Genomic DNA, 23,207 nt, shown 5'->3' with positions numbered 1-23,207 from the left:
TATTAGGAAATTCGGACATCCCTTGGTAGAGGGTGTTTGTATCCATTTAGCATTGAAAAGATCGAATATTACTCGTATCAATTCCGTAATATACCCAGCGGCGCTGTCCAGCACGCCAGCGAAAACCAGCTACAGACCTTCTGCCAATGAAGACTGGGAAAAACCAGAAGCTCCTGCCATTATTAAGCCAGACATACGTATTCCTGAATAAGCAACCCTGTAGTGCACCAGCATCTACAGCAAATGCAGACACACCAGGAAAATCTGGAACAAACTGCGGGGGCGGTGCCGAAGGAGGTCCGCCTCCTGGTGCTCCTCCAGATCCTGGCCCGCCTGGTGGTCGTGGTGGTGGGAAAGCAGATCCTGGTCCACCCGGCATCGTTTTTTGTCTGGAATAATCGGGATTAATCTCAGAATTGATTCCGTAAGAATCGTACATTGTCTGTTGATTTAAATCATTCGTATCCTGTTTATACGGATTATACATGATCTATCACCTCTTATTATAAGCCTCCTCTATCCATATGCTCTCAACTGGTTCTGTGTGAATGCCTAGACTTGCTATTTTATTAAGTTATCATGTCTATATCAGTAAATATTAGATACTTAAATTTGTTTTTATGATTGAATACCAGTAAAAAAGGAAAAAATAATAAAATTTACTAAACTAATTTCTGTGATTGCAAGTAAATTATTTTATGGAAAATGAGAACTATATATTTACCTTTTTTCTACATTTGTTATAGTGTATATGTACATTTTAAAATAAATGGGGTTTCTACTTATGGAATTTTTACTAGAACTCGATCTACTCACGCTCCGAAATGCACTCTGGGCGGGGTATTTGCTAGCCCTTGTTCTTCCAGTTGCTGTCTATTTCTTTGACACCAACAGTGGAGTAGCATTTAACAAACGAGATGCAGCTTTCTTAGAGCATAAAAGAAAGATTGCCATAAAGGTTTCAGGGGAAACGTATCACTTTGGAGTGAAACGTTTTTACACATATATTTGCAGAAAAGAATCTCCAGACGATTCAGATGGCCCATCGAATCCTCAGATTGATACAAAGGTATCTAACAATCTGAGGAGGAATAATTTTGAAAAACAAATTTTTATTATTTTTATTAATTGGTATACCCTTCGTTTTAACCGGATGCCAAGCTTCCGGAGAGAATGATGGTTTCTTTCACACATTTTTAGTTCATCCGATGACGATTATGCTCGACTTTAACGCTGACCTTTTCAGTGGGAACTATGGGTTAAGTATCATCTTGATGACTTTAATCATTCGTTTTGTCCTACTCCCTTTAACTATGAAGCAATATAAGACACAGACGTTGATGAAGGGAAAGATGGACGGATTAAAGCCGGAATTAACCGCTATTCAAGACAAAATAAAAAAAACCAAAGATAAAGCTAAACAACAAGAGCTTCAAATGGAAATGATGTCACTTTATAAGAAGCATAACGTTAACCCTTTGAATATGGGCTGCCTGCCCTTATTAATTCAAATGCCGATTTTAATGGGCTTCTATTATGCCATAAAAGGCTCGCACGAAATTGCAACTCACAGCTTTCTATGGTTTAATCTCGGTCAGGCAGATCATATTATGGCCATCATTGCCGGCGTGATCTATTATTTCCAATCCGTAGTATCTATGCGTCAAATGCCTGCTGAACAACAAGCAACGATGAAAATGATGAGTTATATTTCGCCCGCGATGATTTTATTCATTTCATTTTCTGCACCAGCAGCACTTCCGTTATACTGGTCAATTGGAGGCCTGTTTATGATTATCCAAACTATTTTATTACAGAAAATATACAAACGAGATACACCAACCTTACTCGTTAAAGGTACGCTTGAGAAAAACTAACCGATTAGATTCCTTATTTAAAAACCGCTTGGATTTCTCCAAGCGGTTCTTTATCGTACTATATAGATAAAAATAAATTATTTTACCCGCGGGAATCCAAAGCCTGAGGCATAGTCATCTCCAGCTGTTGCGCCTATTCCTCCTTTAATATCATATGTTTTTGCTTTTGTTTGTAATTGTGTTCGAACTCCGGTATTAGATAAACTTCCATTACTACTCCAAATTTTTGCTGCTAGTCCAGCTACATGAGGGGTAGCCATTGAAGTACCGGAAATGGTATGATAACCACCGTTATACCATGTTGACTCAATCGCTGATCCTGGTGCTGAAACTTCGACATCTTTTTCTTGGATAAAGTAATCCCCATCAGTATTTGGATTTCCTCGAGAAGAATAATTAGCGATACGGTATGTGCCATTTTCTTGTACATTTTCAAGTGCCGCTACTGCTACAACATTTGTCAGTGCTCCTGGATAACCAATCGTGTTGGCAGAAGATCCGCTGTTCCCTGCAGCCGCAATAATAAGTACACCTTTATTAGCAGCATACGTAACGGCCGATGTTATAAGGGAATCTTTACTGCTAGAGCCCAAAGACATGGAGATAATTACTTTAGAATTGGTGCTTGTACTCTGATCAGCCGCATGGCGAATAGCAGCCGCAATATCATCAGAATAGCCAGATCCATCATCCCCTAAAACCTTATAAGCCCATAGTTTTGACTGTGGAGCTACTCCATAAATACCCTGTCCATTCGTCCCGCCATTTGCGAGTACAGTACCAGATACATGCGTTCCATGACCGTTATTATCTGCACATGAATTATTTATATATGTAGATGAAGTTGTGAAATCTTTACATTGTTCAACGTTAGCCGCTAGATCTGGATGTGTCTTGGCCGTACCAGTATCCAATACAGCGACTTTGATTCCACTTCCACCTGAAGTATTAGTGAGTGATGGATCATTATAAATGGCCTTAATTCCCCAGGGGATTTTAGCTGACGGAACGGCCGCTGCAATCGCTTTGGGTGACTTCGCTTGAGCAATAGTAAACTTGGTAACTTTTTCGACAGTCAGGTCTTGGTTTTTCGTTAATTCTTTGTATTCTTCACTGCTAACCGTACTTGAAAAACCCTCACTGCCGAAGTTTTGTTTCTGATGATACTTGTTTTTTGCTTTAGTCAGGGTTGAGGACGATCCTTTTATTAAGACCCTAATTTCGTCTTTCCCTTCCTGTTCCTTACTTAACTCCATCGCTTCACCGCTCCCAGTAAATAAGGAAAAACTCATTGCTGCTGCTAATAACCCGCTGCCTAACTTTCTGCCCTTTTTCATGATCGTTCTCTCCTCCCAATTTATCTGTCCTATGTAGAAACTCTTGGTGTGATTCTAATTGTATGTAAGATGACAGAATATAACAATAAGTCGCAATATTCATTTATTTTTGCGTTTTTTTGTTATAAAAAAGGTAGAAAGGCTGGTTTAGGAATAGACAAAGCTCGAATTATAGGAGAAACGATACTTATTTATCCGTAGTTTTATAACATGAAAACTTCATGCTAGGGCTAATTAATCTAAATGTGTTCTATATACAAAAAAGATCAGTACTGTTAAGTACTGATCGTCTACCTATAGGGATAGTTATTTACTTGATCCTGCTTGTGGGATTTCTTGCAGTTCCTTCGAATTCTCTACTAACTTATAGATCGATTTTGCCTTACTAGTGTATACTGTCGACTCTTTGTAATGTTTTGTAGTAGAATTACCCAATTGTGAAGGAGATTCTTTTTGGTTAAACCGTAATAGTTTTCCACGTAATTCTTCCAAAGATATTCCATGAAAGTGTGCTGCTGCTAGTGCTTGTAACATTTGTTCTACGGTCTGTTTAGATGCTGCAATAGGAAGCGCCTGTAAAGGTAAAAAACGGCGATGTGTACGCTCCTTTGTATAGATAATCCATCCCTCTTTATCTATAAACCAAGCAGCCCTCCCAGAACTAATTGCTCGATCAATGACTGAGTTTTCTTCAGTTGAGATCACGATTACCTCTGCTTTCGCCGTTTGAGATAATTCCTCTATATACACATCATTCGCATTCAGAATACACGTTCCTGTTTCGATCACCTTTTCGACAACCAACGATTTCATTCTTACATCTTCATTTTTCTGGGTTTCAATAGTAGAATACATGCTTATAATACCAATATCACAACTACAAAACGGAAGCCCCTCATCAATGATTGTTTTCGAATTCAATTCTATTACTGCTAAATCCACGAATGGATTAGTCAATATCGAGACAAGGTCTTGATCAGGCTGAGGTTCTCTATCAAATAATCGGTCTTTGAACATTACTCCCACTTTAACGTCACCCTTTTCAAGGATGTATTTTAACAGTTTGGTGGTTAGGTTATCGCTGCTTCCCCCAATCATTGCAATAACTGGAATCACGGCATCTTCTCTATTTGTAAATAAATAATCGATGATTGCCTTCCCCGCATCCCGTGGTTTCCCTTCAGCGGGATAATGATGCATTCGAATGTTTGGATTTACATGAACGTCACTAATGATTATTTCACCCAGCGGGGCAGAAATATCTTGACAGATAATATCTACTCCAGCGATATCAAGACCTACAGCCTTAGCAGCGGTAATACCAAGCTTCTCAATAGATGGATGTACTTGGTCGGTTACATCAACTGCATGACCACCAGTTTCTATATGAACATCTCCCATTACCTGTATAACTTGACCATTCGATGGCACAGATTGCAGAGAGAGTTCACTTTTTTCTAGGAAACAGGTCATACTATGATCAAGAGGAATCTTTGACATCGGTTTATAAAGTCCTTCTCCTCTTAATGGGTTTTTATTTTCTTCTTCAATCAATTGCTGGATCGTATCCTTTCCATTTCCAATGATGTATGGGGCGACACGATGACTTGCAGCTGCCATCTTACCATCAATAATAAGCAAACGAAAATCATTCCCGGTATAATGGCGCTCTAATAGATATGTCTTAATCCGGGGATCCTGGCAGTTAACCACATTAAATAGCTCTTGCCGATTTTTTATATTAGTGATTGTTTTACCTAAACGTCTCTCAAGCGGCTTGATAACTAGTGGAAATCCTAAATAATCAGCACCGCTGAATATCTCCTCAATCGTATGAACAATGAGTCCATCGGGTACGGGCAGTTGAACCAATCTTAGTAACTCCTTTGTAGATTGCCTATTGGAGGCGTTTTCAACAGAAATATATTTTGTTTCGCTGGTAATAGTCCCTTTAACATATTTCTGTTTAGAACCCGTACCTAAGCGAAGCATCTCTGAGTCCATTCGATTAACCGGAATGAATGCATGTTCTGCCGCATTATATATTGCTTCAGTACTATGATTAAGCTTATATGTAAGATATAACCTTGCTGTATGATTTATATACTCCTTAAGCTCAACAGCGCTCTGATGATTAATTAACCTATCAGCTAACTCCAGTGCAGCTTTAAAAGCATAGATTCCTGAATGCGGCTCTTTATATTCGAAAATCACCTCGTAAATGCCTGTAGTATTAGTCATTATTGTTTTACTGCTGCTAACATTGATTCCGGCAGCTTGCTGAATAATGATTGTTAGATGTTCAAGAATAGGGCCCATTAAGATTCCGCCCTTCAACCGTTTGCTAAATTTCTCTTGATATTTCCGGGAAATGTCCTTTTCTGAATGTGAAAGACAGGCAAGGAGGCGCTCAGTAAACCCCGGAAGTGTATCCGAAGATTGGTATTCCAGGTCTCCTATATCAAGTTCAATACCTATCGAGGGCTTAAATGAATATAGACTTGGACCCTTATAATAGTTGACTCGGTTAATCTTCATCACTTTATCTCCTTTTACGTTTCAATTTTATGAGGGCTTATTGACTAACCCATACACTAATCCGATTATATTCTGATATGAGGATGCATATTCGGAGTAATAGTATATCCAGTTTACCACTTCCTTCCATCACTAAAACTCATTAGACAATACCTCTCAATAACTTACAATTTCCCCTTAAAATACAGAGTTTTAATACCAAAAATAAGACAAGTTTCTTAACCAGCACATTTATTTGTTTAGGTTTAGAGATATTGAGGAAAAGTAACAGTATTACAAAATAAGGGAGTGGCTGTTATGGAACAATCTCAAGTAAAAGATAAAATACTCAAGGTATTAAAAGAAGATTTTGTTGGCGTCCTTTCTACAGTCGAGAATGATAAACCATACTCACGCTATATGACTTTCTTTAATGACGAATTAACATTGTATACCGCTACAAGTGCAGAGACGGAAAAAGTAGATGAAATTGAAAAAAATCGAAATGTTCATATCTTATTAGGATATAACGGTGAAGGATTTGGCGATTCATACGTAGAGATCAGCGGTACATCTGAGGTAAGTGATTCGCCTGAATTAAAGAAAAAGGTCTGGAATGAGCATCTAAAAAGCTGGTTTGATGGACCTGAAGATCCGACGTTTGTCGTTTTACAGATTAAACCTTCTACGATAAGGCTGATGAACAATAATGGAGAACCACCTGAAGAACTTACTCTTTAATTTTGATATCATTGAAAAAGGCCTGTCCAAGTTTTTTGGACAGGCCTTCTTCTTAAACTAAATCCGATTGAAGATAATAATACAGTAAATCTGCTGTATGGCGAAGTGAAGAGATATGAGTTCGTTCTAATGCATGTGACGCATCGATACCTGCACCAATTAAGCCATGTACAATATCATAACCTGCCCGAATGGCAGCAGAAGCATCTGAGCCATAGTAAGGATATATATCAACTTGGTAATCCACGTTATTATCCTTAGCCAGCTTCACTAGATGCTGACGCAAACGATAATTATAAGGGCCAGATGAATCTTTTGCACAAATGGATACACTGTATTCATCTGTTGCTTGCCCATCTCCTATGGCCCCCATATCAACAGCTAAATATTCAACCGTTTCAACTGGTATATTCGAATTTCCTCCATAGCCTATTTCTTCGTTATTCGATATCAAAAAATGAGTTGTATACGGTAATACAAGATTCTTTTCTTTAATCAGTCCTATTAAATGCAAAAGAATCCCAACGCTCGCTTTATCATCCAGATGTCTTGATTTAAGAAATCCGCTTTCCGTTTCCTCTACTCGAGGATCAAAAGAAATAAAATCTCCAATAGATATACCCAAGTCTTCGGTATCTTTCTTTATCCTCACTGGTTCGTCCAAACGAACCTCCATGGTAGAATCGTCCCGTTTTGCTTCTCCAGCATGTTTATAAACATGTACGGATGTTTGATTAACGAGGATAGTACCCGTAAATACCTTTCCATCAGCAGTATGAATCTTACAATATTCTCCCTCTACCGCATTCCATCGGAATCCGCCAATCATGGTCAACTTCAACCTGCCATCCGGTTTAATTTCCTTCACCATCGCACCAAGCGTATCTACATGTGCGGTTAATAATCTGTGTTTATCCTGATTGTCCCCTTGAAGTGTAGCTAATAGTGCCCCTTTATTTGTAATCTGGTATGGTACGTTCTTACTTTTCAAAATGTTCGCGACAAAAGCTATTACATCTTCTGTATAACCTGATGGGCTTGGAATAGAAACCAATTCTTTTATGTAGGTAACAATCTCTTGTTCATTAATTACTGACACACCGTCATCTCCCTCTTCATAAGTACCTATTTATTATACAGCTTACAAGGATGGATGAAAATGGGATGAATCAGTTACATTCAATTCTAATCTGAATACTCAAAAAAAAGCCTCGAAAGGCTCAATAATTTCCGCTTGTTAATTTCGGTTAATGAATTCCTTCATCATTTCTAAAAAAGCAACTCGTTTTTCTGCAGGATAAGCGACAATATCCAATATAATTTCTTGTTCCGCTGCTGTAAGGGTTCGCCCTAACCCGCCTGTGAACATCATTTCAAGCTCGTGCTGTGTTTCCTCTATTTGTTTATTCAATTTCAACCAACACCTTCCATTTTATTCTATTACGTATATAACCCGAATGGCAGGAGTTGAAACGTTAGGCCTTTATAAACAGAAAAACACAGGAATCCTATTTGGATTCCTGTGCAGGAATAACTTATTTTACAGGGTCTGCTTCTGTAACTCCTACTTTGTCCCATTCTAATAACTTCAAATCAAAGCCAGTTACACGTTTATTAGCTGCTGCAAATTCATAACGGAATAATGTCGGAATGACAGGTACTTCCTCATGAATAAGCTCTTGCCATTGGTTATAGATATCTTTACGGTAGGCTTCGTCAAAGGCTTTCTCTGAGATACCTTGTTTCAATAACTCGTCATTTTTATCATTTACCCAACGAGTATAGTTATAGCTTGCTCCTTTAGCCCAAATACCGGATGGATCGGGATCTGAACCAGTCCCCCATGCTGCTTGATAAATATCAACTTTTTCGCTGTCAGTTTGCAGCATTTCATAGAACGAATTGAACTCTGCCAACTTGCCATCAACTAATTGAACGTCTAAGCCAACATCTTTCCATTGCTGAATGTACAACATAGAAAGGGGTTCCGCTATATCTGTTCCAGTCATAGAGGCGAAGTTAATTGTAAATTTCTCACCATTAGGATCTTCACGAAGACCATCGCCGTCTTTATCTACATATTTAGCTTCATCAAGTAATGATTTTGCTTTTTCTGGGTCAAACTTGTAGCCTTCCATCTCTGTGTTATGATACTTAGGGAATGCGGTTGGAATAACGCTTGTCGCAGCAAAACGTAAGCCTTTATAGAACTTTTCAGCTACAATGTTATTATCAATTGCATACGCCATCGCTTTACGAAGCTCTTTGTTTTGCATTTTCGGACGATCCATTACACTTACTTCTTTTTCTGCGTCATAGCGGCCTAATTTAAAGCCGATATATGTGTATGCAAGCTCAAGATTCCCTAAAACATCTATGTTTTTAAGTGCTTTCGCAGAATCCATTTGATCAGCATTAACTGTAGCGATATCTAAATCACCATTTTGCAGAGACTTAACCGCAATAGAGTTATTCACCACTTTAAGGGTAAATGATGCTGCTTTTGGTTTACCAGCCCAATAATCATCAAATCGTTCGTACTCAACCGCTTCACCTTGAACGATTTTTTTGACTTTGAACGGTCCGAAACCAATTGGCTCTTTACGAATCTTATCAGACTCAACCAGGTCTTTAATCTTCACATCTTTTAGGTATTCTTTATGAAGCGGATAAGTCCAAAGACCCGTTAATACAGAAGGGTTCGCTTCTTTAAATGTAATGGAAATTTCGTTACCGTCTGCTTTAATACCAGAAATAGTGTCTGCTTTTCCAGCATGGTACTCTTCCATGCCTTCAATCATGGCCATTTGCGTGTCATAACGGACACCCGTGTAATCTTTATTTCCGATTACTAGGTAGGCATATTCAAGATCTGCAGCTGTTACCGGCAAACCATCATGCCATTTTACTTGATCTTGAATCTTTAATGTAATCGTTTTTTTATCTTCTGAAAGCTCATATGTAGCTGCGCCGTTTTGATCATAGACATAATCTTCATCTGCCGACAACAAGCCCTCATCGAAAAGACGGATTACTTCTTCATCTGGTGCGCCTTCATAGAAGCTATAGTTTAAGATTCCTTCGAACGGGGTATCTGATACTAAACCATAGTTAACGTGACCGTCTTCAAGTGCTTCTTTATCATTAGTAGTCGCACGCGGGAATGCTGTGGCATCCTCTTGTTTCACTTCTTTGGTCGGTTTTTCTTTGGCTGGTGATTTTGTACCTGCTTTTTCACTATCATCATTACATGCTGCAAGCAATAAAGCTGAAACTGCCATTACGCTCAATACTTTACTATATCCCTTCAATTTCACAAAATCCACTCTCCCTTTTTTTTATCCTCTTCTTTGTCTTGCATCTCCTGCACGTTTCAAGGCTTGCCCTATAAAATTTATACTCAGCATCAGCACTAAAATCATGACTGACGCGGGTAACCAGATCCACCATCTGTATTCTAATACTTCAGGATTTGTTGCATAAGCTATCAAAGTCCCAAGACTTGGTGTACTTTCAGGAAGTCCAAACCCAAGGAACGTTAAAGCTGTTTCCAAACCGATATTTCCTGCTAGATTCAACGTAAAATTCACGATGATTAACGAGCTGACATTCGGAAGGATATGATACAAAATAATCTTCCAATGCGGTGTACCTAGTGTCTGTGATGCATGAACATAATCCAATTCGCGTTCAGATAATACCTTCGAGCGAATCAGTCTTGCCTTTCCTGTCCATAAAAAGAGCGTCATTATTAAGATGAACGTAGTCACATTAAATTTAGGAATAATCGTTACAAGAACGATAATAAACATCATTTGAGGCAGTGTAATAACAAAATCGATAACACGCATGATTATGTTATCTGTCCAACCGCCAAAGTATCCAGCGATTAACCCCGCACTTAGCCCAATCAGTGCGGTCAGTACGGTTATACCCAAGCTTATAGAAAATGAGTTACGTGTACCGATAATTAATTGTTGAAAAACATCACGTCCGCCATAATCTGTTCCTAACCAATAAGCACTTGATGGATCCATATAAATCGCAAATACGTCAACCCGCGCAGCTGCATCTTCATCTATGAACAGTGCAGCGGAATAAACAGCAATTAGTACGATGCCTAAAATCACTAGTGAAATCATGGCCATTCGATCTTTTCTTATCTCCCGCCAAATGACTTTCATCCCGGAAGGACTAACTTCCTTTGGTGGAGCTGATGTTACCGTTTCTACATTCATTCCCATTTTAGTCCACCCTCTTTCTATTCAATCCGTATGCGCGGATCAACCGCACTTAATATGATGTCTGAAAGAAGAGTGCCGAGCAATGTGGCAAAACCTGTCAACATGACGAGTGCCGTAACGACGCTGAAATCCCGCAGACTGATCGATGTTACAAAAAGCTGCCCTATCCCTGGATAGCTGAATATTGTTTCAATGATGATCGAACCACCAATTAACCCGGTAATTTCATAGCCTAAAAATGCAGCTATAGGTAAGAAAGAATTTCTTAGAATATGCCGTGAATAAACTTTCGATTCGGGAATTCCTTTCGATCTAGCCGTACGAACATAATCTTTTAATTTATTATCGACAACCTCGGAGCGTAAGTATTGAACAACACCTACCGTAGAAATAAGGGCTGCACTGAATGCTGGAAGTACCATATGGTTCAGCTTACTTAAGAAATAAGCAAAAGTTCCCTCATCTACTTTTGAACTAACTGTTCCCCCAGTTGGGAATAAATCAAAAGTAAAACCAAACAAGAATAGTACGATTAACCCAAAGATAAAGGTTGGCGTTGCAAAACCAACATATGTATAGCCAGTAATTGCTTTATCAATCCATGAGTCGTTATATCGTCCGCTTAGTATCCCTAAAGGAATTGCCAGGGCATAAATGATAATTACTGTAAATAGAGACAAATACACGGTTTGCCAAACGCGGTCTTCTATAACATTCATTACCTTCGTTTTATGAGTGTAGGATTGTCCAAAATCACCTTGTGCGACATTTGATACCCATCTGATATATTGTGTGTGCATTGGATCATTTAGACCCATTTGTTCCCTAAGTTCTTCGATTCGCTCTGGACTAATGCCCGGATCCATTACTTTACCGGAAAGCGCATCCCCCGGCATAGCCTTCGCCATGGCGAACACAATAATACTTAAGATAAAAAGCTGGGGAATCATCAGTAAAACCCGTCTAAGAATAAATTTCCACATTTTTTTCTCCTCCTATGGTAATGCGACTCTATGTGTTGTGGAGATTGGTTTTAAATCATAAGCCCGGCCCTTTTCATCAAAATACTTTGAATAAGACTGTTCATATTCTTCGGAAACCTTTTGTCTCGCTATTGCCTTTTCCTCTCGAACACTCGGTTCAAGATCTGGAATAGCAGCAATTAACCGTTTCGTGTAGATATGCTGAGGGTTATTATATATTTCCTGACTTGTCCCCTCTTCCACTAAACGACCGCGATACATAACTCCCATCCTGTCACACATATGGCGAATTACTCCTAGGTCATGTCCAACAAACAAATAAGTTAATTTGAATTCCTCTTGGAGATCTTGGAGGAAATTCAAGACCTGCGCTTGAACAGATACATCAAGGGCAGAAACTGGTTCATCGGCAATAATTAATTTAGGTTTCAATGTCAACGATCGGGCAATTCCAATTCTTTGTCGCTGCCCACCTGAAAACTCATGCGGGTACTTATAAATGGAATCTGGACTAAGTCCTACCTTATCAAGATAATCTTGTATAATTTTCTTTTCTTCACCTGGTGAATGCCTTTCAAAATTCCTCAACGGTTCGGCAATAATATCAAGCACTCTCTTTTTCGGATTTAGTGATGAATATGGATCTTGAAAAATCATCTGAATATCTCTTCTATAAGGCTTAATTTGTCTGCTGCTATAGTTAGCAATATCCTGTCCTTCAAAAAGGATTTTCCCTGAAGTAACCTTGTTTAATTTCACAATGGCTTTTCCAGTTGTTGATTTCCCGCTGCCTGATTCACCGACCAGTCCGTAGGTTTCGCCTTCTTCCAGCTCAAAAGATACGCCATCTACTGCTCGAACATGATCGACCACCGTTCTAAAAAAACCGCCCCTGATTGGAAAATGAACTTTTAAATCTTCAACCTTAAGTAATGTCATGAGTTATCATTTCTCCTTTTTCATCCTGGAAGTGAAAGTGTTGGTAGCAGGTGCAGCGAACCCAATGACCTGTTTCAACTTCGTGAAGCTCAGGGGAATGTTCATGTGCTTCTTCTGGAATCCAAGCTATCCGATCCTTAAAGCGGCAGCCAACTCTATCCATCTTTGCAATGGAAGGGACAATTCCTTCAATTACATGCAAACGGCTTTTATCTGTTAACGCCGATGGGATAGAATGAAGCAATGACTTTGTATATGGATGCAGCGGATTTTTTAATATTTCTCTAACCGTACCTGTTTCAACTACTTGCCCCGCATACATAACCACAATTTTATCAGCTACTTCAGCTACAACACTTAAATCATGGGTAATCAAGATAATTCCCATCTGTGTCTTTTGTTGAATCGACTTTAACAAATCGAGAATCTGAGCCTGTATGGTGACATCCAGTGCAGTCGTAGGTTCATCAGCTATAATTAAGTCTGGGTTACAAGCAATGGCGATAGAAATCATTACCCTTTGCCTCATTCCGCCAGACAGTTCATGCGGGTACTGTTTATATGTCAGCTCAGGATAAGGAATTCCAACCTGTGTCAACAATTCCAACGTCCTAGTTTTCTTCTGTTCTTTGGAGAGCTTTGTATGATAATCTAAATTTTCTTCGATTTGTTTCCCTACCACCATCAACGGATTTAGTGCTGTTAAGGGTTCTTGGAAAATCATTCCCATTTCCTTGCCGCGAACCTTGTTTAATTGAGCTTCATTTAAAGGTAATAGATTTTTCCCTTTAAAATTTATCGCTCCTTCCAGCTTGGTTCGATCCTTACTATGTAATTGCATAATGGACAAAGCCAATGCACTTTTTCCACAACCAGATTCCCCAACAACAGCAACAATTTCATTTTCATTAACTGTGAATGAAACATTATCAACAGCTGCATGATAGTCGTCCTTTATTCTAAATGAAGTGGTTAGGTTCTCTATTTGTAATATTGGTTTCTCCATCGAAGTTCCCCCTAACTTTATAACTACTTTTTCGATAAAATAAAAATTTTCTGATAATTAAGTTTGAGTTTATACAATTTCTGAGAAGTTTTCAATAGTTTTGTAAAAAAAATTTCAATTAATTCGTTTTCATTAATATTTATGTAATATTTGTAATGAACTACTTATTAATTTTCGTAATATAATATTAATTGCTTTACACTTGAAACAATTTTCAAAATATTATGTCTTATTTACTTACAATACCATAAATATCCTATAAATAAAATATCTTAATGTAACATTTTTTAGAAATTTAAAAAATAATTAATTTCCATATTATAACTTTTTAGTTAGTTAATTGGTTTATCTACTGTTATATCAATCTTTAAACATTATTTAATCCTTTCTTCTCGTATTCAAATAAGCCATTTTTTGCTCGAGTAATCCACACACTAAAGACCCATTTTGCAGAAAATGAATGATCTCGAAATCGTATTTTTGCATTATCGCAGCATACTAAACAGTCATCTATAGTAAAAAAACGCAGTCGACAAAGGAAGTCAAACTGCGTTTTTTACTAACATACTATTTCTTTTAATTGTTCATTTCTACGCTGTTGTTCACTACTTTCAGCTAAATCATATTTCTTCAATAAATGAAAAATAGTATTGAGCGTACTCTGTGGATGCTCTTTATTTAAAAACACCTGAAAGAGCTCCCTTACTTCTTCTGGAAGATATTCTTGTTGTTGATCATATTTATTTTGAATATCATGTTTTGAATGGTTCAACTTGCATTCACTCATCCTAATTCCTCCTTACATCGCATGTGTGTTTCTTCTATTATACCTCCACCAACGCGTTACAGTAGTGAACAATTTTTCAGCTCTTTCTTAACGCTCTTACTATGATATACTACCTATATCTTTTTTAAAATATGAAACTTTTTATAACGTGCAACGTATTCTTATTAAATACAAATTGGAGGTTACGAGTATGTATTCACAATCCATTCAAAGTTATATGCCATCTGTATTACGGACATTCGCACTCTCTCTTGCGATTTCTGTACTTGGTATGGCCGTTGGCACACAAGTACCTGCCGCACTTTTTCTACCATTAGCCATCCTTGAAATTGCTATGTTGATAGGTGCATTTTTTCTTAGAAAGAAAAAAGCAATCGGTTATACATTTTTATATGTCTTTACATTCATCTCAGGTATTACCACTTTTCCAATTATCGCCCATTATACTGCCGTAGCTGGTTCAAATGTCGTTTTAATGGCTGGTGTTACAACTACAGTAGTATTCAGCGGCTTGGCTTTATATGCCACAACGACTAAACGTGACCTTAGCTTCCTTGGCGGAATGTTGATGGCGGCCTTGCTAGCCTTAATTGCCATTAGTATATTCAATCTTTTTTCACCATTAAGCTCTACAGCTATGCTTGTCTTTTCTTTCATAGGCATTCTTGTCTTTAGCGGATACATTTTATACGACTTTAACCGGATGAAACAGTATGGGGTTACTGCTGAGGAAGTTCCTTTAATGGCACTTAACTTATATCTTGATTTTATTAACTTGTTCATTAACATTCTTCGTTTCTTTGGTATTCTTTCTAAAGACTAAGAATCATACCTAAAAAGCCAGCATGATTAATGCTGGCTTTTCGTTTGTTTACTTTTTCCAAGGTAAATCTGTGCCAAATACCTCTGCAATGCTTTGGGTTTCAAAACGGCGTCGCTTACGAACCTCAGCCCTGCCCTTAGCAGATTCATATAAGCTCTTTTCCATCTCTGTCTGCGGTACGAGTCGTGGTACCGGGGTTGGTTTCCCATCATCATCAATTGCCACAAAAGTTAGAAATGAAATGGCACATAAATCCCTCTCACCTGACCGTAAATTTTCTGCAACTACCTTTACAATCACTTCCATGGAAGTTCTGCCGGTATAGGTTACAAATGCTTCAAGACAAACAGCATTTCCTTCGTGTATAGGATGCAAAAAGTCTACTGAATCAGTAGATGCTGTCACCACGGAACTCCGTGCATGGCGCATAGCTGAAATAGCGGCCACATCATCGATATAAGCCATTAACTTACCACCAAACATTGTTCCAATATTATTTGTATCGGGTGGTAAGACGATACTCGTTTTAATTACAATTGAATCTTGGGTGTATTTAATTTCTTCCATGCTGTCTGATCCCCTTTATTTAAATATCCACTCTTACTTACTTTATCCTTTTGAACAGGCTAAAGCAACAAAGCTGATAAGATCCTACGGCAATCTCCATGTCCCTCTCTGCAATTCTCTTAAACTTATGCCAAAGTCCATCTGCAGATGGGGGTAATCTTTAAAAGCTGCCCAATCTCCGCCCCATTCAAAGCCTAACTCTTTAGCAAGATCTACTACTTCAAGCCAATCCTGTTTATTATTCTGATTGCCGTCATATTCCATATCCCAAATGGCAATACCATCCTTATTAAGTAATGCGAAATCGATGGCCAATCCAAAATTATGCAGTGATTCACCGCCGCGTGCATTTGTGACAATTTTGCCTGGCTTGGTTCTTCCTTGTTCATACAAATTATTTTGCTCTTCAATAGAACGAAAACCATCACTTATTAAAATAGGTATGCCCTTTTGATTGGCTCTTTCCATTAATTCATTTTGTTTCTCTTCAACAATGGGATGAAGGCCGTTTGGAACTTCTATATCATCAATGTCCGGTGGCATTAAATAAGAGAATCCAAAATAAATCATAATTAATAGTAGAATAAATACAAATATACGGATGCGTAATTTCTTCACAGGCATTTCCCTTCTTGTTGTCATTAAATAAAACGTGCAGAGAGCTGCACGTTTTTAAGTTTTCCTTATAGTTTTGCCTTCAACTCTTCAATTTGTTCAATATGTCTCAGTTCATGGATACCTACAAAAGGAATCCACTGCTTTAAACTTAGATTAGAAAAAATCGGATGTGGAAACGATTTATTTACGAGGTCTTCTTCTTTGGCATGTTTAGTAACTTCTGAGAGCCATTCACGAGATTGTATTAGTTTTTCTGTCATACTCTCTATTGTTATGAATTCAGAAGTTGGTTCGAGATAAGCTGGAGCTTCTACTTTCATTGAACGATCTACCGCCAGGTGAATAGGTTTATCTGCCGCCTTCTTCCTGACATCCGCAGTCAGCGTATCCGCTATCCCTTTGGTTATCGCACGTTCCATTAAATATAGATGATCCATCACTTGGATAATACTCCATCGTCCGAATTCGGGGTGTTTATTAAGTTGTTCATCAGTTAACCCGCTTATTGTGTTAAATAGCTGATTTCTAATTTCGATATTCTTCTTCATATTGTCACGCCCTCAATTAGTATTAACTATACGCTATCTCTCATTCTATTACACATCCATATTCTAGCAGAACCAAATTTACTTTACGAATATCTTACTTTATAATCGGCGTTTTTTCGGAAGGAGCAGACTCCTCTCCATAGATATTGACGGCTGTTAAAAAAAAGGAGAAGTTTTCTGGTTCCACACCGGCAAAACTTTTTCGTTCATTACTACCAACACTTCCAATTTGTTGTCCCTTTCCATCGTGACTGTCACGATATATTCGGTACCCAATAATATCTGGATTTCTGACTGCATGCCACGTTAACAAGTTACCGCTTATTTGAATGGCTTCTGGTGCAACTGGAAGCGGTTTATTTATTTTCTCTTTTTTTATTTTCGTATAAACCACTAGTCGTTCTTCATGTGTCTTTTTATTCCGGTTATAGGATCCTGTACAAGTTATAAGATTAAGATTTTCTGAATCACTATATCCAAAAATTTCTTCAAGAGGAGCTTCTTCATAATCATAACTTTTAAGTTTTTCGACTATGAAAATTACTTTCTCTTTTTTATTATTTTCAACTATGATTTCATTACCAGGTTTGACATTCTTCAAATTAAAGAAGATAGCTGGTCCAGTTTTATTATCAACATGTCCAGCCATAACTGCATTTCCTGTCTGTCCGGGCATGATCCCCGGTTCATACCAGCCAATATCTTTGTCATTTTTGGGGACATCCATCTGACCATTTGAACGTTTTCCGACATTAACGACACTTGCTTTTACTTGAATCGCAGGAATTTCGATTGAAACGGGGATTATACCATTTGAGGATGAATCTTGTTGCTGCTTGTGTTTCTTTTGGACATCATTTACCGTTGTTGAAAATTCTTGATAAAGGGAGAGTGATTCAGTTTCTTGTTTAAGCTCTTCTTTAGCTTCAGCTTCTTCATTTGATTGAAAGAATGATAGCTGACCTATTCCAGAGATTAAGATTGCTGCGGCAACAAGTAATAATCCTTTTGATTTATTCATATATTCTCACCTCATTTTAAGTCTAATAGGGAATGGAGAAGAGAAGGATTCCCCTCGCTTCACCATTCCCCTAACTTTTATTTTACTTCATAGCTGCCTTTCTTCTAATTCCATAAACAGCTGCTGCGGCAAATAAACTACTGAATGAAATCCAAAGAAGAATGCCAGAGTTTGATGATTTACTAGCTCCTCCCATACCTGTCTTTGGCATGTCAGGCATTCCAGAAGCAAATTTATCCGGCATTTGCGTAACAATCGCATTTGATAACCCTTTTCCAATTTCAAATGTGAACGCGTATCCTTCACGGAACGAGGCAAGGCTTTCGCTATAATCTTTTTTTACATAGTTATCAAACGTCTTCAATACTTGATTCTCGTGTATTTGTACAACACCTTGAGCATCTTTGGTTGGTAAGTTTTCTTCGGTTGCTGCTCCAAGGAAAGAACCAAACTCATTTGAAAAACGGCCTAAACGTTTCTCTGCATTCTCTTTAGCTGACTGATCCTCTTTTTTCACTGCCGACACTAAATCACTTTGTGCAGCAATATGATCCGTCTGCCAAATCTTTTCAAACTGGTTACCAGCATCTTCCCCATAGATTGAGCCTACTGCTGCACTAAAGTCAGCAGTGTTTTCGTTTTCAGCCCAGCTGACAAAATCGAAATCATCTGCTGCGTTATACTCTTTTTGCATACCCATAACTGCTAAAGCAAAATGTTCAGCTGTTAAACTGTTTAACGTGGAGCGCAGATCCGCTGCTGAAGTATCGACCTTCGTGTTCTCAAACTTGTCAGGCATTTGTGTTACAATTGCATTTGATAAAGCTTTACTTACGACATACATATGCTTATAGCCTTCTCGGAATGTCATGTATGCTTTCTCATAGTCCCCATCAACGTAGAATTTAAATGTTTCCATCACCTGCTTTTCATGAACAGCCAGTGCTTCATTTGCGGCTGCTTCTGGAAGCTTTCCTTCTGTAGCCTGACCAAGAAAACCAGAAAAGGTAGAGATAAAGTCTTCAACTTTTTGTTGCGCCGCTTTCTCGCCTTCTGTATCACCGTCTTTTACAGCTTTTGCAAATTCATCTGTTGCACTATTATGTGCACTAAAAATTTCATCAAATTTAGCTGCCCCATCATCACCGTAGATCCCTGCTATAGCTGGTTTCATATCTGCTGCATTCTGATTAAGCGCCTTCATAGCTGCCTCAGCATCTTCATCTCCATCAAAAGATTTCGTCATAGATGTTACCGCCAATACAAAATGTTCGGACAATAAGTGATCAAGACTTGCTCGTAAACCTGCAGCGGGAGTATCCACAGTTGGTTTCTGCTCTTCTGCCCCTGCCATACCAGGAACCAATAGTGATAAACTAAGAACGGGGACGATTAATTTTTTAAAATTCAACATTTCCACTCTCCTTTTTTTCTTTTCACTTAGCTAACGACAGAAAAAAAGAATTGGATCACTTTTTTAAAAATTTTCACAAAAAAGCTGCCGGAGAACGGCAGCCGAAAGTACGCATCTTCATTTCTTTTATAATGCCTGGCTCAGGATTATAGAGCCCTTTGGTGTTTCACTCGTTCCATCCGGTTCGCGTGTGATAGCAATGGTATCCCACTTCTTACCGCTGTCATTAACGAGACTGTAAGTAACGCCACCTTCACCTGTTTCATTAGGAATAAATGTACCAGCGCGGGATGGCTTCCCATCTTCTAACAGCCATACTTGATAAACCTCAGAACCTTCAATTACGGTGAGATTATCAGCATGGACAATTAGTTCCATCATATCGTCTTTCTTGATCATAATAGCCGTGGCTACCGAGTCAACGTTCTCGGATGCTTGGAGACTTACAGATTTTTCTAATCGATCAATTACAGCCGTTTCTGGCTGCCCTTCGTCATTCTGCTTGTCGATAACAGCCAGTACGTTACCTAGAAGTGAAATAAACAGGGCGGCAGCTAATAACGGTTTTACCCATGTCTTTTCTCGTGGCTTGTGAGACGTTTCTTCTTCCTGAGAAAATACATTGGCAAATACCCGCTGTTTCATTCCTTCTGGCGGCTCTATAGGTAAAACGGCATAAGGTAAATCACTCGTAAGGATTTCCCACTCTGCGATTTCTTTTTGGCAATCATCACATGTTTTAATATGCTGCTCGAATTTTTTCATTTCCATTTCATTCAATCCCCTATTGAGATAATCAATTAGACGTTCACAGCTTTTTATTTCCAACGTATTCTCCCCCTTTCTCTTCACGAGCCATTATTTTACGCATATGCTTCAAAGCAAGCCTGATTCGCCCTTTAACCGTACCTAATGGAATACTGCAATTATCTGCAATTTTGGCTTGTGAAAGTCCTTTATAATAAAATAATTCCACCATCGCCTGCTGCTCCTCGCCTAATTCAGCTATTGCTTTTCTCAAATCACTGCCCTTTTCCTTCCATTCTACAACATCCTCGATGCTTGGTTCTCCACTTGGCAATATTTCTTCATGTTCTAATGGTATACTCAGTGTTTTTTGCTTTCGTATCAGATCAATTGCCGTATTCCGTCCAATTGTTAACAGCCAGCTTGAAAATTTCCCTTTAGCTGTGTCATAGGTTCCTTTTTGTGTCCACAACTTTATAAATACCTCTTGAACGACCTCTTCCGCCAATTCCTTCTCCCCTGTCATCTTGTAAGCAAAAGAAAATAGCAATTTTTCGTAGCGATCATAAAGACTTTCCAGAGCCTTTTTATCTTTTTGAAGAATTTTACGATATAATAGTTCATCCGATTGGTTCATATATATCCCCTTTGTTATATTTATCCATTCATTATACTGGAAAACGTTCTGTTATACTCCATTTAAAGCGGCTCTACAAACCATACGTGTTTTTTTGAGAATTGGATGTATTGAACCAATCCAATGTTGTATATTTTTTAAAAAACTTTATGATAGGAATGCCGAATCTTTTTTCGGTAACTTGGACAAAAGATTGGAGTGAACTATATGAGTGGCCATGTACCATTCAGTCATAGGGGCCGCAGCTTTAGCAGTACTCCTCCAAAAAAAGGCAGCATTTGGAGTATGTTAAGGGACATGCTTGGGCGTGTTCGTTCAAAATGGAGGTACTTAATTGCCATCGTGCTTTCCATGCTGGCAATATCATTGCTGGAGTTCGTCATCCCACAGTTGACACAGTATACAATTGATAAAATTATTCCTGGAAAGGAATATCAATCATTAGTTAAGGTTGGATCTGGCATACTTGGTGCTGCCGTATTTTTAAGCCTGTTTAATTTTTTGAACAGCTATATGGTCTCCTATGTCGGACAACATGCCATACTTGACCTTCGGAATAGCATGTATAATCATATCCAGTCTCTTGATATGAAATTCTTTGATAAAAACCGAACTGGTGATTTGATGTCTCGTATTACGAATGACGTCAATATTTTACAACAGCTGATTTCTTCAAGTATGCTCCAGGTATTTACTGATATCATTACATTCTTTGCAGTAGCTGCTTATATGCTTTTTATTAATTGGAAGCTTACTGTGATTTTACTGTTGACTTTTCCATTCATGATTTATTTCACCAGAAGCTTTGGAAAAAAAATACGTACCTCATTCCGAGTAGTGCAAGACTCAGTTGCTGATGTCAGCAACCAGCTCCAGGACTCACTGTCAGGAATGCGCCTGATTCACTCTTTCACAAACGAAGAACACGAATCAAAGCAATTCAGTGAACGAAACAAAGAAAACATGACCGCTAATTTAAAATCACTAAAATATAGAGCTCTGCTTGGACCCATTATTGATTTCCTTAATAACATTGGACTTATCATCGTGATAATCTTTGGGGCATGGCAGGTTATGAACGGTCAATTTACAGTCGGCGCCATTGTGGCCTTTTTATCTTATTTACGCTTATTACAAAGTCCAGTTCGTAATTTCAGCCGTGTCATAAGTACAGTCCAACAATCCGCTGCTGCTTACGAACGAATCACCGAAATCCTTGAAACAAAATCAGAAATCTATGATAAAGAAAACGCTCAAAACCTTGTTGATTTTCATGACAAAATTGACTTTAATGAAATTGAATTTTCCTATGATTCAGGTGTACCCGTCGTTCAAAATCTGTCCATTTCCATGAAAGCCGGACAAGTCACGGCTCTGGTTGGATCGTCAGGAGCTGGAAAATCTACCTTAACGAGCCTGTTAGTCCGCTTTTATGATCCGCAAAAAGGGTCGATTACCATAGACGGCCAAGATATTCGGGGTGTCACACTTAAGTCATTACGCGAACAGATTGGGATTGTATCACAAGACATTATTCTATTTAATGGAACCATACGAGAAAATATTGCCTACGGTAAGCTCACAGCCAGTGATGAAGATATCGCCGCAGCTGCCCAAGCAGCTCATGCAGATGAATTTATCACAGCATTTCCTAACGGCTATGATTCTCAAATAGGCGAACGCGGTGTCAAACTTTCAGGAGGGCAAAAACAACGAATTGCCATCGCTCGTGCCCTTCTGAAAAACCCATCAATCATTATCTTAGATGAAGCTACTGCTTCTCTTGACACGGAATCCGAACACTTAATTCAGGAAGCCCTGCAATCTCTGCTCATCAACCGGACATGTATTGTAATAGCACACCGTCTCTCTACGATACAAAATGCCGATCAGATTATTGTACTTGAAAAAGGAAGCGTTGTTGAAACAGGCACACACGAATCCTTACTAAACCATGGCGGCCGATATAAACAGCTGCATGATTTACAATTTCCACAAAAAAAACCGAATCACCAAGCAGCCGCACCAACACAAAATCCCGGACGCCCAAGGCATCCAGGCACACTATAAAAAACTAAGCAGTTGCCCTCAAAAAGGGCAGCTGCTTTTTTTAGATGCGATTGCAATGATACTCTTTTAATACCGGATGGGGTGTCCAAATAGGAAGGGCCGAATAAAGTTTCTTTTGGGCTGAATACCTGCCTGTTTTGAGTATCCATTGCCCCCCCACCACCCAGACCGCAGCTGGTTTTGTTTAAACTTCGTCTCTTACTGGGGAAAAGCTTATCCAATTGTACAAAAAAGAGAAAGATACACTATTTTTATAAGATCAAGACCAGATGGAGTGCCCAGATAGGAAGGGCCGAATGTTTTCGTGTTTGGGACGAATGTTCCTCTGAAA

23 protein-coding genes are annotated in these 23,207 nt (G+C 38.6%); 5 read left to right on the top strand and 18 right to left on the bottom strand.

Going from position 1 to position 23,207, the window contains the following annotated elements; all coding sequences use genetic code 11:
* Nucleotides 1-46: 46 nt before the first annotated feature.
* On the bottom strand, nucleotides 47-487 hold the full coding sequence (locus MHI18_RS17645; RefSeq protein ID WP_445670011.1) for a hypothetical protein: 441 nt from the start codon (nucleotides 485-487) through the stop codon (nucleotides 47-49).
* A 297-nt stretch (nucleotides 488-784) separates the two neighbouring features.
* Between MHI18_RS17645 and MHI18_RS17640 the strand changes: the two genes are divergently transcribed.
* Complete coding sequence (locus MHI18_RS17640) at nucleotides 785-1,177, top strand: hypothetical protein (protein WP_340849255.1); 393 nt, start codon at nucleotides 785-787, stop codon at nucleotides 1,175-1,177.
* Nucleotides 1,098-1,877, top strand: a complete 780-nt coding sequence (gene yidC, locus MHI18_RS17635; protein ID WP_340849253.1) for a membrane protein insertase YidC — start codon at nucleotides 1,098-1,100, stop codon at nucleotides 1,875-1,877. The genes MHI18_RS17640 and yidC overlap by 80 nt, the downstream gene beginning before the upstream one ends.
* A 77-nt stretch (nucleotides 1,878-1,954) precedes the next feature.
* Here yidC and MHI18_RS17630 read toward each other — a convergent pair whose 3' ends face one another.
* Nucleotides 1,955-3,214 carry a S8 family peptidase gene (locus MHI18_RS17630; RefSeq protein WP_340849251.1) on the bottom strand — a complete coding sequence of 420 codons (1,260 nt, stop codon included), beginning with the start codon at nucleotides 3,212-3,214 and terminating at the stop codon, nucleotides 1,955-1,957.
* Between the two features lie 306 nt (nucleotides 3,215-3,520).
* Nucleotides 3,521-5,752: a cyanophycin synthetase family protein gene (locus MHI18_RS17625; protein WP_340849249.1), complete on the bottom strand. Its 2,232-nt coding sequence runs from the start codon at nucleotides 5,750-5,752 to the stop codon at nucleotides 3,521-3,523.
* A gap of 297 nt (nucleotides 5,753-6,049) precedes the next feature.
* On the opposite strand from MHI18_RS17625, the gene MHI18_RS17620 reads away from it, so the two are divergent.
* Complete coding sequence (locus MHI18_RS17620; protein ID WP_340849247.1) at nucleotides 6,050-6,472, top strand: pyridoxamine 5'-phosphate oxidase family protein; 423 nt, start codon at nucleotides 6,050-6,052, stop codon at nucleotides 6,470-6,472.
* A gap of 52 nt (nucleotides 6,473-6,524) precedes the next feature.
* On the opposite strand, the gene MHI18_RS17615 is transcribed toward MHI18_RS17620, so the two are convergent.
* The 8 genes from MHI18_RS17615 to MHI18_RS17580 form a co-directional block, all read right to left on the bottom strand.
* On the bottom strand, nucleotides 6,525-7,562 hold the full coding sequence (locus tag MHI18_RS17615; protein ID WP_445670045.1) for a M42 family metallopeptidase: 1,038 nt from the start codon (nucleotides 7,560-7,562) through the stop codon (nucleotides 6,525-6,527).
* A 147-nt stretch (nucleotides 7,563-7,709) separates the two neighbouring features.
* A complete protein-coding gene (locus MHI18_RS17610) occupies nucleotides 7,710-7,883 on the bottom strand; it encodes a hypothetical protein (RefSeq protein WP_340849243.1) in 174 nt (57 codons plus the stop codon).
* Between the two features lie 124 nt (nucleotides 7,884-8,007).
* Complete coding sequence (opp4A, locus tag MHI18_RS17605; RefSeq protein ID WP_340850319.1) at nucleotides 8,008-9,753, bottom strand: oligopeptide ABC transporter substrate-binding protein; 1,746 nt, start codon at nucleotides 9,751-9,753, stop codon at nucleotides 8,008-8,010.
* A gap of 57 nt (nucleotides 9,754-9,810) precedes the next feature.
* On the bottom strand, nucleotides 9,811-10,710 hold the full coding sequence (locus tag MHI18_RS17600) for an ABC transporter permease (protein ID WP_445670044.1): 900 nt from the start codon (nucleotides 10,708-10,710) through the stop codon (nucleotides 9,811-9,813).
* A gap of 23 nt (nucleotides 10,711-10,733) precedes the next feature.
* Nucleotides 10,734-11,699 (bottom strand): oligopeptide ABC transporter permease, encoded by a 966-nt coding sequence (gene opp4B, locus MHI18_RS17595; protein ID WP_340849240.1) that lies wholly within the window; start codon nucleotides 11,697-11,699, stop codon nucleotides 10,734-10,736.
* A gap of 12 nt (nucleotides 11,700-11,711) precedes the next feature.
* A complete protein-coding gene (locus MHI18_RS17590; protein ID WP_340849238.1) occupies nucleotides 11,712-12,638 on the bottom strand; it encodes an ABC transporter ATP-binding protein in 927 nt (308 codons plus the stop codon).
* Entirely contained in the window at nucleotides 12,625-13,644 is a 1,020-nt protein-coding gene (locus MHI18_RS17585) for an ABC transporter ATP-binding protein (protein ID WP_340849236.1), read from the bottom strand. The genes MHI18_RS17590 and MHI18_RS17585 overlap by 14 nt, the downstream gene beginning before the upstream one ends.
* Before the next feature lie 559 nt (nucleotides 13,645-14,203).
* On the bottom strand, nucleotides 14,204-14,431 hold the full coding sequence (locus tag MHI18_RS17580; protein WP_340849234.1) for a hypothetical protein: 228 nt from the start codon (nucleotides 14,429-14,431) through the stop codon (nucleotides 14,204-14,206).
* A 190-nt stretch (nucleotides 14,432-14,621) separates the two neighbouring features.
* On the opposite strand from MHI18_RS17580, the gene MHI18_RS17575 reads away from it, so the two are divergent.
* Nucleotides 14,622-15,254 carry a Bax inhibitor-1/YccA family protein gene (locus MHI18_RS17575; protein WP_340849233.1) on the top strand — a complete coding sequence of 211 codons (633 nt, stop codon included), beginning with the start codon at nucleotides 14,622-14,624 and terminating at the stop codon, nucleotides 15,252-15,254.
* Nucleotides 15,255-15,302: 48 nt separating this feature from the next.
* Here MHI18_RS17575 and MHI18_RS17570 read toward each other — a convergent pair whose 3' ends face one another.
* From MHI18_RS17570 to MHI18_RS17540, 7 genes are all read right to left on the bottom strand, one after another.
* Nucleotides 15,303-15,821, bottom strand: coding sequence for an acyl-CoA thioesterase (locus MHI18_RS17570; RefSeq protein ID WP_340849231.1), 519 nt, complete (start codon nucleotides 15,819-15,821; stop codon nucleotides 15,303-15,305).
* Nucleotides 15,822-15,905: 84 nt separating this feature from the next.
* On the bottom strand, nucleotides 15,906-16,445 hold the full coding sequence (locus MHI18_RS17565) for a M15 family metallopeptidase (protein ID WP_340850318.1): 540 nt from the start codon (nucleotides 16,443-16,445) through the stop codon (nucleotides 15,906-15,908).
* Between the two features lie 59 nt (nucleotides 16,446-16,504).
* A complete protein-coding gene (locus MHI18_RS17560; RefSeq protein WP_340849228.1) occupies nucleotides 16,505-16,987 on the bottom strand; it encodes a DinB family protein in 483 nt (160 codons plus the stop codon).
* Between the two features lie 94 nt (nucleotides 16,988-17,081).
* A complete protein-coding gene (locus tag MHI18_RS17555; RefSeq protein ID WP_340849227.1) occupies nucleotides 17,082-18,008 on the bottom strand; it encodes a class F sortase in 927 nt (308 codons plus the stop codon).
* Nucleotides 18,009-18,090: 82 nt separating this feature from the next.
* On the bottom strand, nucleotides 18,091-19,422 hold the full coding sequence (locus MHI18_RS17550; protein WP_340849223.1) for a copper amine oxidase: 1,332 nt from the start codon (nucleotides 19,420-19,422) through the stop codon (nucleotides 18,091-18,093).
* Nucleotides 19,423-19,548: 126 nt separating this feature from the next.
* The gene (locus MHI18_RS17545) at nucleotides 19,549-20,250 is read right to left on the bottom strand and encodes an anti-sigma factor (RefSeq protein ID WP_340849221.1); all 702 of its coding nucleotides are present in this window, start codon (nucleotides 20,248-20,250) and stop codon (nucleotides 19,549-19,551) included.
* Nucleotides 20,231-20,806: an RNA polymerase sigma factor gene (locus MHI18_RS17540; protein ID WP_340849218.1), complete on the bottom strand. Its 576-nt coding sequence runs from the start codon at nucleotides 20,804-20,806 to the stop codon at nucleotides 20,231-20,233. The genes MHI18_RS17545 and MHI18_RS17540 overlap by 20 nt, the downstream gene beginning before the upstream one ends.
* A gap of 207 nt (nucleotides 20,807-21,013) precedes the next feature.
* Between MHI18_RS17540 and MHI18_RS17535 the strand changes: the two genes are divergently transcribed.
* Nucleotides 21,014-22,876 (top strand): ABC transporter ATP-binding protein, encoded by a 1,863-nt coding sequence (locus MHI18_RS17535; RefSeq protein WP_340849217.1) that lies wholly within the window; start codon nucleotides 21,014-21,016, stop codon nucleotides 22,874-22,876.
* Nucleotides 22,877-23,207 lie beyond the last annotated feature (331 nt).

The sequence above is a fragment of the Peribacillus sp. FSL H8-0477 genome, assembly GCF_038002765.1.
Classification (GTDB): Bacteria; Bacillota; Bacilli; order Bacillales; family DSM-1321; genus Peribacillus.
This window is presented reverse-complemented; position numbering and strand designations above follow the sequence as displayed.